General features: G+C 42.6%; 11 protein-coding genes. All 11 read right to left on the reverse strand.

From position 1 onward, the window contains the following. Positions 1 to 88 precede the first annotated feature (88 nt). Positions 89 to 1,312 carry a S1C family serine protease gene (locus tag Len3610_RS15580; protein ID WP_176448761.1) on the reverse strand — a complete coding sequence of 408 codons (1,224 nt, stop codon included), beginning with the start codon at positions 1,310 to 1,312 and terminating at the stop codon, positions 89 to 91. Between the two features lie 72 nt (positions 1,313 to 1,384). Further along, a complete protein-coding gene (locus tag Len3610_RS15585) occupies positions 1,385 to 2,170 on the reverse strand; it encodes an MBL fold metallo-hydrolase (protein ID WP_176448762.1) in 786 nt (261 codons plus the stop codon). 6 nt (positions 2,171 to 2,176) lie between these two features. Then, on the reverse strand, positions 2,177 to 3,097 hold the full coding sequence (locus Len3610_RS15590; RefSeq protein ID WP_176448763.1) for a two-component system regulatory protein YycI: 921 nt from the start codon (positions 3,095 to 3,097) through the stop codon (positions 2,177 to 2,179). Then, positions 3,078 to 4,400 carry a YycH family regulatory protein gene (locus Len3610_RS15595; RefSeq protein ID WP_176448764.1) on the reverse strand — a complete coding sequence of 441 codons (1,323 nt, stop codon included), beginning with the start codon at positions 4,398 to 4,400 and terminating at the stop codon, positions 3,078 to 3,080. Before Len3610_RS15595 ends, Len3610_RS15590 begins: the two co-directional genes overlap by 20 nt. After that, a complete protein-coding gene (walK, locus tag Len3610_RS15600) occupies positions 4,400 to 6,220 on the reverse strand; it encodes a cell wall metabolism sensor histidine kinase WalK (RefSeq protein WP_176448765.1) in 1,821 nt (606 codons plus the stop codon). The genes Len3610_RS15595 and walK overlap by 1 nt, the downstream gene beginning before the upstream one ends. A gap of 9 nt (positions 6,221 to 6,229) precedes the next feature. Then, positions 6,230 to 6,934 (reverse strand): response regulator YycF, encoded by a 705-nt coding sequence (gene yycF, locus Len3610_RS15605; RefSeq protein ID WP_176448766.1) that lies wholly within the window; start codon positions 6,932 to 6,934, stop codon positions 6,230 to 6,232. Positions 6,935 to 7,246: 312 nt separating this feature from the next. Continuing rightward, complete coding sequence (locus Len3610_RS15610) at positions 7,247 to 8,722, reverse strand: peptidoglycan DD-metalloendopeptidase family protein (RefSeq protein WP_255259658.1); 1,476 nt, start codon at positions 8,720 to 8,722, stop codon at positions 7,247 to 7,249. Positions 8,723 to 9,131: 409 nt separating this feature from the next. After that, complete coding sequence (locus Len3610_RS15615) at positions 9,132 to 10,418, reverse strand: adenylosuccinate synthase (protein ID WP_176448767.1); 1,287 nt, start codon at positions 10,416 to 10,418, stop codon at positions 9,132 to 9,134. A 970-nt stretch (positions 10,419 to 11,388) separates the two neighbouring features. Next, a complete protein-coding gene (gene dnaB / locus Len3610_RS15620) occupies positions 11,389 to 12,762 on the reverse strand; it encodes a replicative DNA helicase (protein WP_176448768.1) in 1,374 nt (457 codons plus the stop codon). A 54-nt stretch (positions 12,763 to 12,816) separates the two neighbouring features. Continuing rightward, entirely contained in the window at positions 12,817 to 13,263 is a 447-nt protein-coding gene (gene rplI / locus Len3610_RS15625; protein ID WP_176448769.1) for a 50S ribosomal protein L9, read from the reverse strand. Then, positions 13,260 to 15,233: a DHH family phosphoesterase gene (locus Len3610_RS15630; RefSeq protein ID WP_176448770.1), complete on the reverse strand. Its 1,974-nt coding sequence runs from the start codon at positions 15,231 to 15,233 to the stop codon at positions 13,260 to 13,262. The genes rplI and Len3610_RS15630 overlap by 4 nt, the downstream gene beginning before the upstream one ends. Positions 15,234 to 15,241 lie beyond the last annotated feature (8 nt).

The following is a 15,241-nucleotide window of genomic DNA, read 5'->3' on the forward strand; positions in this document are numbered from 1 at the left end:
ACAAGAGGATAGCTTTTTATACCCATTTTGGATCTGTTAGTGTTCCTCAGGCCTTGTTCCCTATTATCAGCAAAAATACTCCACTGAATTACCGCTGTTCAATCAGTTCAAATGTGGCTTCCTGCTTCTCACCGTCGCGGTAATAGGTAACCGTTATCGAATCACCAACCTCTTTCTCCTGATATAAAATCTTCCTCAGATCAATCATATTCATGACCTGTTCGCCGTCAACAGCCGTAATGACATCAAGTCTTTCCAGCCCTGCCCTGTCCGCCGGGGATCCGGCTTCAACTGTCCAGACATAGACACCGCCTTCCACCTCTTCCGGAAGATTTAAGGTGCTGCTCCATTCTGTTTGTGGCACTTCTTCAAGTGAGTAAATTTCAACACCCATATATGGACGCCTCACTTGGCCTGTCTGTTCCAGCTCATCTACAATTGGTTTGGCTGTATCAATCGGTATGGCAAAACCAATCCCTTCCACAGCTTCCTCATTGATCTTCATCGAATTAATGCCGATAAGCTGGCCATCAATATTGATTAAAGCGCCACCACTATTGCCGGGGTTAATTGCCGCATCGGTCTGAATAACTTCAGCCTGCCAATCAGCACGGCCATCCTGATTAAAATCCTGTGGAATCGTTCGCTGTGTCCCACTTATAACACCTTGTGTCACAGATCCCAGAAACATCCCCAACGGATTGCCAATTGCAATAGCCGGCTCACCAACGTTCACATTTTCCGATGTTCCCATATCAATTGTATCCTGTACGTGATCTCCAGGCATCTGCAACACCGCTAAGTCTGAAAATAAATCGCTTCCAAGAATTTCTGCTTCGACACGTGTATCATCCGAGAGCACTACTTCAACTGTATCTGACCCTTGAATGACATGATGGTTGGTAATGACATATGCCTGACCATCCGTGTTTTTGTAAATGACACCCGATCCTGATCCAGCTTCGGTTTGCTGTTGCCCTTCTTCCTGCTGCCAAAAGTCTCCTTGTCGCTGTATGTTGATTACACCTACGACTGCCGGACTGACCTCGTCTACCACTTCCGTTATTTGTGATGAAACATTGACGGAAACAAAACCAGCTGACTCAGGCTGCTGCGTATTAGTCCCATTTGTTTCTTCCTGTGAGGCATTCTCGTCCCCGGTCCAAGCTTCGGGGATCATATCCGACTCCATAATGCCAGGCAGTGCAATCAGCACAACAAGAATGCCGGTAACAGCCCCAATCAGAGCAGGTCTCAGCCAGTGCCGTTTCTTCGGTTGGTCCGATTGGTTATCATCATCAAAATAGCCCATTTAACCTTCTCCTTTATGTAAAGGATTTAAGACATCTTCTCACTATATAGTATTGCCTCAATACCAAAGATATTAACCAACTTCATATAAAGCTGTTGGGTTTTTTGGATCTGTATCACAAATATCAAGATTAATGCCGCGTTCTTTTAAAATATTGTCAACGGACATACGTGCCAAATCCTTCATATTATTATCCTGGCTTAAATGGGCTAAATAAATACGGTTGGTCCGATTACTGATTAAGTCACCAAGGGCAAGACCGCAATCTTCATTTGAAACATGACCGGAATCACTTAGAATACGGCGTTTAACATTCCAGGGATAACGCCCCATTCGCAGCATGCCCACATCATGATTGGCTTCAAATATGTAAGCATCTGCATCTTCCACTGTTCGCTTTATACGCTCTGATACATAACCTAAGTCTGTGACAAGTGCCACTTTCTTTCCATCATTCCGGAAAGTGAAAAACATGGGCTCAGCAGCATCGTGAGACACGCCAAACGATTCCACATCAATATCGCCAAATGTTTTCACTTCTTCCATCCCAAAATGAAACTTCTGATCAAGTGATACGTTACCAATGGCGTTTTCCATTGCATGCCATGTTTTTTCATTGGCGTATATGGGCAAATTGTACTTACGAGCGATAATACCAAGCCCTTTTATGTGATCACTATGTTCATGCGTCACCAGAATACCGGTCAGACTTGCCGGATCGACTGCCACTTCCCGAAACAGCCTGTCCATTTGTTTCCCGCTTAATCCGGCATCAATCAACAGTTTTTCCTTATCCGACTCAATATAAAAAGCATTTCCGGTACTGCCTGATGCCAGTACACTAAAACGTAATGCCATTCGATTTCACTCCGATTGCTGATTAGATGATAATTTTTCATTCAGATGTGCCAGTACAAAATCTGTCATGTCACTGTCATCATAGTTTTGTATTTTTTCGATTGCAAAAGATACAGCTCCTGTCAGAAATGTCAGTTCGTCATTAGGGGTTATTCGTGTTTCAATCGCATTGACATAGAAAGATTCATCATCATTGACCGTTATGGTCCATGTCGGTGAGAAAACCTGTTCACTCTCCAAAGGAATCCTTGTATGCAACCCCATATTGACGTTTGTTATCTCATCACCATTTTCCAGTCTGTTGCCATTAAATAGAGTTTGAATGGCCCTTCTCGGTTCAATTAACGATTCCTCTTCCCTCTCAGATGATTTATCATCTCCAAGCATTGTCTGTGTATAGAAAATCATTTCATTTGCGTCATTTAAATAAACAAGAACAATGCCGCTCTGATTATAATAAATCGGAAAATCATTTTTTTCCTGGAAAAAGATAAGAACGTTCATGTCCTGATTCCAGCTGCCAAATGTATAATTATCAGGGAGAAGGATATTGCTTTTCACCAGGTCACTTATCGTATCGCTATCTGCATCGTCAGGTATGGAGACGGGGTTTTCAAAAACGGATAAAATAAAGTTTTCATCAATAACTTCCGTCTCCTGGTTATCCATATCCTCAAAAAACGTCAGTTCTTCTTCCGTAAATGCCTTTTGATTTAATGGTAAGTTATGGCCGCTGAAATTCCCTTCAGGCAAATCGGCACTAATCGTAATATCTTCGGCTTCCAATTGTTCTTCAAATGTTAATTCCGGCGTATCCGGCAAAGCAAACTCCGATTCCTCTTGTTTATTGATCAGCATCATCAATAAATACATATTCAAAGCGAGAAAACAGAGGATAAATAACGTTTTAATCTGCTTCCATTGCATCCTCAGTTCCCTCCCTCTGCTGTGTTTTATTTTGAAAATCAATTTTTTGCCAGCTGCCACTGTAGTCCATAAACCAGGCCGGATACAATGTGATTGCATCAGCATTTCGCTGATACGTTAAATCATAACCAATTTTGATATCATTGACATTATCGATATCATATGTCTCACTGTTTTCCAGATTGTCAATAACATCATTACCTGAAAGCAGGTTGGCATCATCCTCCCCCAGGTAATTTCCAAGACTGAATAAAGGTCGGTTGTATTGATGTAATTCTGTTGCACGGTACTGCTGCTCAATGATGGATGAAAAGTTACTGCCAAAAACGGGGTACCCCTCATAATGCATTTGATAGCGCACAGTATTAGTCGTTGCATTGATAGTGATATCCATCAGGTTATACTCATCCGTCCAACCAAGGTGATCATTAATGTTCATTCTGCTTTGGTCCAGCAGCGTTTCTGGTTCCATTGGCTCATATGTTGTCTGGAGCGGGTCTTGAAATTCCATTGTTCGTCTGTTCGGATAAACCCACATAATACCACGTGAACTGTCTGTATAATTAATTTCATTTTCACTGATCCGATTTCGGGTCACAATATCAGGGTTCGAAAACAATACATCGACCATTAGGCTTGAATTGATCGTTTGAGCCGCTATGGAAATATTTGAGAGATCCACTTGATTGCTCGGTATATAAATTGGTTTATCCTCCGCTTCAACTCGTGAGTACTCAGTCAATCCTTCAAATGTTGTCAGATATTCCCACAAAACCCCGTATCTTTCGGAATTATTGATCACGGCTGTGGCCTGCTGATCACCTTCCGCAGACAGGAAAATAACATTCATTGTGTTTGAATCCTGGTTAAATGTGATAAACAGCCGTTCAAATCCCCATTCAGGGAAATCATCTTCATCATTGAACGTAAACAAATCCCCTGCCAGTTCCATTGGTATAGCGTCCGGAAAGATTAGTTCCACCTGATTATTTTCAGACGGCGGCCCGTTGCTGCTTGTCGTCCGGAGATCATACAAGCTCCATGATTGCATTTCCTGATATAAAGACTGACGATCATTCGGGTCCGTAAAACCAAAGTAATTACTGCCATTCCTGAAAATAATTGATGTTGGTTCAACTATACTGGCCATTGTTTCTTCGTCCCCGCCAAGATCTGTACTATCCACGACATCTTGTGGATTCTCTTCAAAATCAGGTCTATTAGTCCATAGGGCAAATGTAAGCAATAAGCTGGTTCCGACCAGTACCCATAATATAAATGTTTTTACCTTTTCAAGCTGCATTATTTACCCCTCCGCTTCTTATTCACCAGCGGAAGTGTAAAGAGAATGGTCGTCCCTTTACCTTCTTTGCTTTTTGCCCAAATACTGCCATGATGTGCTTCAATGAATTCTTTCGTGATGGCCAGACCTAAGCCTGTACCACCGACTTTACGTGACCTGGCTTTATCAGCGCGGTAAAAGCGATCAAATATTTTGTCAACCTTGTCATATGGTATTCCTGTTCCCTGGTCTGTGACGCTTACCAGCACATATCCACGCCGCTGTGATACTTTAAAATGAATGGTCCCGTCTTCGGGGGAGTACTTTATCGCATTGGAAATAATATTGTCCAATACCTGAACCATTTTATCCTTATCAAGCATGACATGATATTTTTCATTTGGCAGTTCGCGTTTCAGTTCCATCTTATCTGATATATTCATCTCAAATCGATCAATCACCCGATGGAAAAAGTCAATAAAATTCGTCCGCTCCTGCTGCAATGATTCACTTTTATTATCCATTCTGGAAAGCTGCAGCAAATCATTGACCATACGGATCATCCGGTCTGTTTCATTCTTTGTGACATCAAGGAACTTCGGTGCAATTTCCTTATCTTCCCATGCGCCTTCTGTTAGCGCCTCGATATAACTGCGCATTGTCGTTAATGGGGTCCGCAGCTCATGTGAAACATTAGAGACAAATTCGCGTCGGTCCCGTTCGATTTTTTCCTGCTCGGTAACATCACTGAGTACTGTGATGAACCCGGTTGTCTCATTATCTTCATCGGAAATAGTTGAGAATTTGGCTCGAACCAGATATATATCATCATCATCACTGAAGTCTATAACCATCGAACCGCTGTCAGGCAGTTCCGTAATATCAACAGAATTCTCATCCAGCTGCAATGCGTCCAGGAGAAATTCGCCGTGAGCATCTTCAGGTTCATATCCGATCAGAAATCCGGCAGCATCATTCAATAATGTAATAAAACCGTTTCGGTCCGTAGCAATCACGCCGTCAGACATATTTGACAAGACAGAGCTCAATTTGCGTCTTTCTTCTTCTGTTAACGCTCTGGAGTGTTTTAATTTTGCATTTAAATCATTAAACGTTTCAGCAAGCTGGCCAATTTCATCTTTCCCATAAACATTAACCTTCTGGGAGAAATCTTCCCGCGCCATTGTCTGCGCCTGTCTCCGCATTTCCATAATTGGTTTCGTAATGGTTCTGGCAACCAGAATCCCCAGCAATGCTGATACCGTAATCGCTAAAATAGAGCCCTGCAGAAAAATACGGTTAATATCGTCCAACTGATTATATACCCCTTCCAGGGATGCTTCGATATAAAGGGCACCAACCTGTGTGTCGTCATCATAGATCGGGACTGTTCGTCTGTAAATCCGAATCCCTTCTCTCAACATATTGCCTTTCTCTTCATTCCCGAATCGCAGTACATTATTTATGAATTCATCGGTCGTTTTTTTTCCAATATTACTGGTGTTCGATGTATCACTCGAGGCAATAATCCGGCTTTGCATATTGACGACCTGGATATTCGTGATATCCGCTGTATCACTGACTCTTACGATATTCTGCACTTCCTGGGGGAGTGTCAGTTCGTCATCATCACCAGACCGCTCCTTGCTGAATGCTTGTTCCAGGTTCACTTCTAAAATACTGACACTGCCCTCGACTGATTCCTCAAAGTTCTCCCTCAGTTCCGTTTCCAGCCCACGGACAAAATAAGCACCGATAACCTGGATTGTTACAAGCAGCAATAATATAAAAATAATGATGAATTTTAATTGTATCGAGCGGAAAAAACCAACTTTATGCATCAGATTGACCTACTCCTGTTCGGGTTTACGCAAATAATAGCCAACACCGCGGCGGGTGACTATCCACATTGGATTACTCGGATTGTCTTCAATTTTTTCACGAAGACGTCTTATTGTCACATCTACTGTCCGGACATCGCCAAAGTAGTCATAACCCCACACAGTTTCAAGCAAATGCTCCCGTGTCATCACTTGGCCGGTGTGACGGGCAAGATAGTACAGCAGTTCAAACTCGCGATGGGTAAGCTCCAGTTGTTCACCATCCCGTGTCACGGCATACGCATCCGGATGAATCACGAGCCGTCCAATTTCAATATTTTTGGTTGTCTTCACCGCATCATCGGGAATTTGCTGCTGTCTGCGTAAATTCGCTTTTACCCTGGCAATTACTTCCCGATTACTGAAAGGCTTCGTTACGTAGTCATCCGCACCAAGTTCCAGCCCCAGTACTTTATCAATCTCAGCATCCTTGGCTGTCAGCATGATGATTGGCATCAGCTGCGTCTTTCGGATTTCACGACACACTTCATTGCCATCTTTACCCGGAAGCATGATATCAAGCAATATCAGATCCGGGATTTCCTGTTCAGCTAACTCAATCGCTTCATCGCCATCATAAGCGACAATAACGTCATAGCCTTCTTTTTCCAGGTTGAATTTCAAAATATCTGCTATCGGCTGTTCATCATCAACTACAAGAACCTTTTGTGCCATTGACTGTCACGTCCTTTTTAGAGGTTATATAAGAAAAACTCAGGCCTGACCTCGTCTTTCCAGAGGTCGGATGCCAGAAGTCAGATTTGAAGAAATCGGCTAATTCGCCGATTTCCGAATTGGAAAACGTCATCTGAAATTTTATACTTTCTTTTCGATACAAAAAGACCGGAAAAAGCCGATCTTCTTTCTCCTTCATTTAACTCTATTCTATCGTATTTTTGCTTAAATGTCTTATGTTAGGGGCAAAAATTCAAAAAGACTGACTCTTTCTGATGATTGAGCCAGTCTTGAATCTTAAATTATCTTTTATTATAAATAATCTTGCGGGTTTTGCAGGGAACCGTTCTTATACACTTCAAAGTGCAAATGGACACCGGTTGAGTTTCCGGTGGCACCCATCACTCCGATTTTGCTGCCCTTTTCTACCGTCTCGCCCGGGCTGACACTGATGGATGAAAGGTGTGCATATACCGTTTTTAGCCCATTATTGTGGTTGATGACAATCTTATTGCCATATCCGCTGCTGTCGTAACCAGCTGATTCGACGGTTCCGTTGTCTGCTGCCAATATCGAACGATCGCTCGGGCGTGCTATATCCATTCCTTTATGCATGGACCCCCAACGCTCACCAACATTGCTTGATACATATCCGCTGACAGTTGGCCAGTGCAGGCTCCCTGTACCACGTGATGAGACAACCTTTGTGCCTTTTACAATAATTTCTTTGATGGGTTCTTTCGTTATTTCTTCGTCTATGACTTCTTTATTTGTTACATCACCATTATTCGTTTCAAGTGCATAATGGACTTCTTTCTCGCCCTTTTGTCCTTCCTGTTTTACTTTTTCGTCACCTTTATACATATCATCTGATTCGATGACTTCTGTTTCATAGTCAATGGTTTCTTCCTTCATTTGCTCTTCTTTCACAATGACGTCAACAAATGCTTCGTGATCGGTTACCTGGAGTTCCTGATCGATCTGAAGAATGGAATCTTCGGTTAGGTTATCATTTAAATCCAGCAACTCATCAACTGTCAAATCATACTGCTCAGCAATATCACCGAGCACTTCACCTTTGTCGACTTTATGTGTCTTATCTACAAGCGTCCCTTTTTCGAGCATCTTAAGGCCCTGTTCTTCAGTTAACATTTTAGATGGGTCAACGTTTTGGCTGGAAAATGAAACGTTTTCCGATAGAAGAACGTCTGTAATAATAGAGTCACCGGGAGCCAGTGTAGTCTCCTCCTGCTCATGGTTTACAAGTGCCTGCTTTTCATAGTCTGAATTATTATTTTCCTGATCCGCAGCAAGCTCATCCAGGGTCTCTTCGTCGGCGTATTTTGCCTTATATTTTTTTAATACGTTTTCAGCCGTTTCCTTATTTTTAAAATAACCGACCGTCTGATCATCTATTTCAAGTTCAACAGCTTCGGCTTTAACAGAGAGATTGTCTTTAAGGTGGTCTCTTACCCTGCTATTGTTATATGCAGGATTAAACATACGTTCAGACACAAACGATACGTTTTCACCGATTGCTATATCATACGCACCGAAGTCCTTTTCCTTTTCTTCAACTTTAGCATTCATCATTTCCTCAATGACGGTCTTATCATCAATCTTCCCGATATGTTTACCATCCACATAAACGTGGTATATTTCTTCCAAAGCATCATTTTCATTCGCATATACCGTGCTGAACGTTAGAAAAATGGCGGTACATACGATTATTCCGATTTTTATCAGCATATCGAGCTTTCCCGGTATCTTACTGTTTACTCCCCACAAGCTGTACTCCCCCTTGCCATGGTAAAAAATTCCCAGTTTAACCTTCTATTGAATCCCATTTAAAATAAGTTTTATCACTCTATCTATGGTGTAAGACTTTCTTATCTTATTATCCACACATAAATCTACCACAGTTTGCAGGAGTATAAAATAGAACATGTGATAATGTAATATAATTGTATAACAATCGACTTTTTTCGACATTAATTTTGTTGAAAAAGGTAGTTTTTTGTATTTAGCTGCTGTTATTAATGAATTTTTCTTACGTCATGTTACATTTATGTTACAAATATCATCACAGTATGGCAAAATTTTATTGTGATATTAATTGCTGTCAGCTAAGCGGAAACCAAATAAGGAAAAGACTTCTGTTTGTTTGAATAGAAGTCTTTTCCTGAAAACGCGCTGTCTAGCTGTACACACTTCTGACAACGTTTGTTTGTTTACGGTCCGGGCCTACGGAAAATACCGATAGAGGAATTTCTGTTAATTGTGAGATACGTTCCAAGTAATGCCGGGCATTTTCCGGTAGTTCGTGGATACTTTTAACGTTCGTTATATCGTCATTCCATCCGGGCATTTCTTCATAGACTGGTTCGCACTTTGCCAGCTTGTTTAAATTTGCCGGGAATTCATGGATTGTTTCACCTTTATATTTGTAGGCCACACAGATTTTCAGCTTATCAACACCGGTTAAAACATCCAGTGAATTGATACTTAAATCTGTAATGCCGCTCACCCGCTGTGCATGACGGACAACAACACTGTCAAACCAGCCCACGCGGCGCGGACGTCCTGTTGTCGTTCCATATTCATTGCCGGTCTCACGGATCTGATCGCCAACGTCATCATGCAGTTCAGTTGGGAACGGGCCATCGCCAACGCGTGTTGTATAGGCTTTTGAAACCCCAACGACATGATCGATTTTAGATGGTCCGACACCTGATCCGATTGTGACACCACCGGCAATAGGATTGGATGATGTTACATAGGGATAAGTTCCCTGGTCTATGTCGAGCATGACACCCTGTGCCCCTTCAAACAAAACACGGCGCCCCTCATCCAAAGCCTCATTTAATACAACTGACGTGTCACAGACATACTCAGCCATCTTCTGTCCATATGCATAATATTCCTCTAATATATCTTCAACCTGGACTGATTCCACTTCATAAACTTTTTCAAATAAACGGTTCTTCTCTTTAAGATTTTGTTCGAGTTTCGTACGGAATGTTTCTTTATCCAGCAAGTCTGCAATACGGATACCGCTTCGGGCTGCTTTATCCATATACGCCGGACCAATTCCTTTTTTCGTTGTGCCAATTTTATGCTCGCCTTTTTCTTCTTCCTGCAGCGCATCCAATTTTAAATGGTATGGCAAAATGACATGGGCCCGGTTACTGATTCGCAGATTGTCCGTTGAAATATTCCGTTCGTGCAAATAAGCAATTTCTTCCGTAAATGCTTTTGGATCAATAACCATCCCGTTACCGAGAATACATGTTTTGTTGTCAAAAAAGATTCCGGATGGGATCAGATGCAATTTATACGTTATATTATCGAATTTAATCGTATGTCCCGCATTATTACCACCTTGATACCGGGCGACAACTTCTGCATTTTGTGATAGAAAATCTGTAATCTTTCCTTTTCCTTCATCGCCCCATTGCGTACCTACCACGACTACTGAGGACATAGCGCACCTCCAAAGTGACATCATTTGTCTTTTCATTTTGAACAACGTTATTCTATCAATAATACAATAGCATGTCAAAGAAAAAACGAATAATAATCAGGATTTCCATATTATTGTTCGTTTTAATTGCTAGTTTTCCATTAGTGATAAAATTACAGTCAGGCTGTCAACAACTCTCAAGAACCAACCTTTCCAGAAAAAGCGAAAAACAGAAGACTCTTTTTTAAACTTTATTTTTTTACTTCGTATTTGATATAAAATGCGAAACACTGAAATATTTGAGTGTAATGACACCGCTCCGGAAATACACTTGGTGCTCGTCGTGTTGCAAGAGAATTCGGCGGAGCAGCACTCCTCGCAACTCGTAGCTTACTCGGTGGGTGTTTCGCTCGTCGCTTTTCGCGGGTGACCCGTGAGCCTCCTCGTTCCTGTGTGCTCGTCGTGTTGCAAGTGTGTTCGGCGAAGCAGCACTCCTCGCAACTCGCAGCCTACTCGGTGGATGTTTTGCTCGTCGCTGCGGGGTCTCACATTGGCCACTTTTCCCGCAGGAGTCTCCGGTGTATTTCCTCCGCTCGTGTTGACTTTCTGTAGATTGAATCTTCTCCACTAGAACAGAACACGACTCGAAGCTGCGGAAAAATGCGACACTCCTGCGGGAAAGGAACAGTCTGAAGACCCGCGCAGCGTTCAATAGCCACGCCTCCCGCGACCAACATCGTGTTGGCCCGCGAGCGAGAAGGCTGAGGCGTTCCCCGCGGAAAGGGAGTATTTTTCCGCAGCGACGGACGAGCACTCAGGTCCCGATAGAATTGGAGAAACACATTCCAAAAGTTGTTTCGCAGTTTATGGATTTTGTGTCAAAACAACAATCTCTGAGAATACAGCCAAAAAACAAAAAAACAGCCTCACTGAATGAGACTGTTTTCCCTAAAGTGATATCAGACCTGATCATAATGCGATGTTGCACACATTATGCCTGTACGGGTTCTGGTGGTACATCACTATCCGAATACCGGTGATCCAGATCCACGAACTTATTATACTCTTTCACAAAAGCCAGTTCGACATTACCGACCGGTCCATTCCGTTGTTTGGAGATAATGATTTCAATAATATTTTGTTTCTCGGATTCCTGATCATAATAATCATCCCGATAAAGAAATCCGACAATGTCAGCATCCTGTTCAATACTTCCCGATTCACGTAAGTCCGACATCATCGGCCGCTTGTCCTGTCGTGCTTCAACACCACGGGAAAGCTGTGACAAGGCGATTAAAGGCACGTTCAGCTCACGGGCTAATGCTTTAAGCGCACGGGATATTTCCGACACTTCCTGTTGTCTGTTTTCCTTAGAATTGCCACTGCCCTGTATCAGCTGCAAGTAATCAATCAAAATCATGCCAAGCCCGTGTTCCTGCTTAAGGCGGCGGCATTTTGAACGGATTTCGCTGACACGAATGCCAGGTGAGTCATCGATATAAATACCGGCATTTGACAGGCTTCCCATTGCCATCGTCAATTTGCTCCAATCATCCGGTTCCAGCTTCCCTGTACGCAGCCGCTGTGCATCAATATTGCCTTCTGCACACAACATACGTGAAACAAGCTGATCGGCTCCCATCTCCAAACTGAAAATCGCTACGTTTTCATCGGTATTAATGGAGACGTTTTGTGCAATGTTCAAGGCAAAAGCGGTTTTACCTACCGATGGACGAGCAGCAATAATAATCAAATCATTGCGCTGGAAACCGGACGTAATCTGATCCAAATCACGATAGCCTGTTGGAATGCCAGTCACATCACCATCATGATTATGCAGCTGTTCAATATTATCGTAGACATCAATCAGAACATCTTTAATAGCTTTAAAATTCCCGGAGTTTTTCTGGCTGGATACCTCCAGAATATTCTTTTCCGCTTCATTTAACACATTTTCGACGTCATCTTCACTGGCAAATCCTGATGTTACAATATCTGTTGCCGTTCGGATCAGTCGACGGAGCAATGCTTTCTCTTCTACAATCTTGCTGTAATATACGATATTGGCTGCCGTCGGGACACTGCCGGCTAAATCAGATAGGTACGCGACACCACCTGCCTCATCCAGTTTTTTTTCATTGGACAGAGAGGTGGTCACCGTAACAAGGTCGATTGGTTCTCCCTTATCGATTAATTTCAGCATTGTATCGAAAATCCGCTGATGGCTGGCACGGTAAAAATCATCGGGCATTAAACGTTCCGCTGCTGATGACAATGCTTCAGGTTCTAAAAACACAGCACCAATAACAGCTTGTTCGGCTTCGATATTGTGTGGTGGCACACGATCATTCCAAAGTTCACTCATCGTCTCCCCCCCTTGTGAAGAAATCTATTCCTGTAAGCTTATAAAGGGGTCTTACTATTTCTCCACAACGTGAACTTTGATGGTTCCGGTCACTTCCGGATGCAGTTTCACAGGTACATTCGTGTATCCTAACGTTCTTATCGGACTATTCAGCTCAATTTTGCGCTTATCCAGTTTGTACCCATAATCTTGTTTCAGAACATCAGCAATATGCTTTGACGTGATCGAACCAAATAGTCGGCCGGCATTTCCGGATTTCGCCTGAATTTCAACTGTTGAGTCGGCAAGTTCCTGTTTCAGAAGTTCAGCTTCTTTTTTCTCTTCCTCAGCTTGCTGTTGCTGTTTTTTCTTTTTCGCCTCCAGTGCTTTCATATTTCCCGGCGTCGCCTCTTCAGCCAGATTATTTTTCAGCAGATAGTTGCGTGCATAACCATCTGAAACGTTTTTTACTTCGCCTTTTTTGCCTTTACCTTTGACATCCTGTGTGAATATGACTTTCATTCGTTTTCCCCTCCTGTGAAATACTCTTCTAATATATCCTTCAGCAATGCTTCAGCGTCATCAATCGTTGTATCTTCAATTTGTGTGGCAGCATTCGTTAAGTGGCCGCCCCCATTCATTTTTTCCATAATGATTTGGACATTGATATCACCAAGCGAGCGGGCACTTATCCCGATCCGGCCATCATTTCGTTCAGATATAACAAATGATGCATTAATGCTGCTCATCGTCAAAAGCGTATCTGCAGCCTGTGCTATTAAAACCCCACTGTATTCTTCATCAGGCGTCCCTTTTGCAATGGCGATTGTATTGCGATGGATTTTTGCTCGTTCAATCAGTTTGCTGCGTTTAATATAAATATCCAGATCTTCTTTCATGAATCGCTGCACCAATACCGTATCTGCACCTTTTGACCTTAGATAGGATGCCGCATCAAATGTACGCGAACCCGTTCTCAGGGTAAAGCTTTTTGTGTCGACAATTATCCCCGCCAGTAATGATGTTGCCTCCAGCATTTTCAGCTTCAGGTTATTTGGCTGGTATTCCAGCAGCTCTGTCACCAGTTCGGCTGTGGATGATGCATATGGCTCCATATAAACGAGTGTCGGGTTGTCAACAAATTCTTCGGCACGCCGGTGATGGTCAATGACCACCTTATATTCAGTTTTATTTAAAAGCCTTTCGTGTGCTACCATCGATGGCTTATGGGTATCCACAACAACAACCAGGCTTCGGCTTGTCAAAAGTGCCTCGGATTCTTCAGGTTCAATGAAATGCTGCCATATTTCCTCTTCTTCTTTTAGCTCGTCAATAAGTCGATAAACGCCCGTATCAACGTCATCCGGGTCAAGCACAACATAGCCGTCCACATTGTTGGCTTTAACAATATTCAAGATACCTATAGCCGAACCGATTGAATCCATATCCGGAGCTTTGTGTCCCATTATAATGACATTGTCACTCCCCTGAACCAAATCTTTAAGTGCATGTGAAATAACGCGTGCTCTTACGCGTGTACGTTTTTCCATCGGATTCGTGCGGCCGCCGTAAAAACGGACTTTTCCAAGATCATCTTTAATGACCACCTGATCGCCGCCACGGCCTAATGCCAAGTCAAGACTTGATTGAGCCATTTCTCCGAGTTCCGGCAAAAGGCTATCACCGAGGCCTATACCAATACTTAAAGTAATCGGTATATTCTGTTCAGCGTTTAATTCACGGACCTCATCCAATATGTCGAACTTCGCCTTTTCCAGCTGATCCAATGTTTCTTTCGTTAAAACAGCCACGAATCGATCCTGTGAAGTGCGCTTTAAATATATTTCATAGTCATTGGACCAATTATTTAAAACAGACGTTACTTTTGAGTTTAGCTGACTCTTCAATGTATCGTCCATGTTTTGTGTTATTTCCTCATAGTTATCGAGAAAGATAATCGCAATAACAGCTTTTTCATTATTGTACCGTGTTTGAATGTCAGATTGTGCTGTCCGATCAGACAAGTATAACAGACGCTCCGCTTTTTTTACGGTAACCTGAAAATGGTACCCGTTCAATTCAAGCCATATTTCGCCATCACTTTCTTTAATCCTGGTAGACAAATCATCCGAAAGTACATTGAGAGAATTACCAACCAATGTGTCATCATCAGCGAATTCATTCATGTACGGATTGGCCCATTCAATCTTATAATCATCGTTATACAATATGATTCCGATTGGCATCTCCAATAACGCTTCTTCCCCGACACGTTTGACACGGTGGGAGAGTGTTGCGATATAGTTTTCCGTTTCCTGTTGTCGTTTTCTTTCAGTCTGAATGCTATAGTACAATACCCCTGCCAGGACTACTGTGAGCACCAGCCCAAGTATCCACTGAAAGTACCATATAAAGCCAAGCAGTATAACAGAAACCAGGTAAATCACCCATAAATGACTGCTTAACATTGGTTTCTTTTGAACATCTTCCATATAATCAG

It is taken from the genome of Lentibacillus sp. CBA3610 (genome assembly GCF_013373365.1).
GTDB lineage: Bacteria > Bacillota > Bacilli > Bacillales > Amphibacillaceae > Lentibacillus.

What these genes read in the sequence shown, in the direction of transcription:
- walK (WP_176448765.1), bottom strand. Translation starts at nt 6,220, where the DNA reads ATGCATAAAGTTGGTTTTTTCCGCTCGATACAATTAAAATTCATCATT.
- dnaB (WP_176448768.1), bottom strand. Translation starts at nt 12,762, where the DNA reads ATGAGTGAACTTTGGAATGATCGTGTGCCACCACACAATATCGAAGCC.
- yycF (WP_176448766.1), bottom strand. Translation starts at nt 6,934, where the DNA reads ATGGCACAAAAGGTTCTTGTAGTTGATGATGAACAGCCGATAGCAGAT.
- Len3610_RS15615 (WP_176448767.1), bottom strand. Translation starts at nt 10,418, where the DNA reads ATGTCCTCAGTAGTCGTGGTAGGTACGCAATGGGGCGATGAAGGAAAA.
- Len3610_RS15595 (WP_176448764.1), bottom strand. Translation starts at nt 4,400, where the DNA reads ATGCAGCTTGAAAAGGTAAAAACATTTATATTATGGGTACTGGTCGGA.
- Len3610_RS15630 (WP_176448770.1), bottom strand. Translation starts at nt 15,233, where the DNA reads ATGGAAGATGTTCAAAAGAAACCAATGTTAAGCAGTCATTTATGGGTG.
- rplI (WP_176448769.1), bottom strand. Translation starts at nt 13,263, where the DNA reads ATGAAAGTCATATTCACACAGGATGTCAAAGGTAAAGGCAAAAAAGGC.
- Len3610_RS15590 (WP_176448763.1), bottom strand. Translation starts at nt 3,097, where the DNA reads ATGCAATGGAAGCAGATTAAAACGTTATTTATCCTCTGTTTTCTCGCT.
- Len3610_RS15585 (WP_176448762.1), bottom strand. Translation starts at nt 2,170, where the DNA reads ATGGCATTACGTTTTAGTGTACTGGCATCAGGCAGTACCGGAAATGCT.
- Len3610_RS15580 (WP_176448761.1), bottom strand. Translation starts at nt 1,312, where the DNA reads ATGGGCTATTTTGATGATGATAACCAATCGGACCAACCGAAGAAACGG.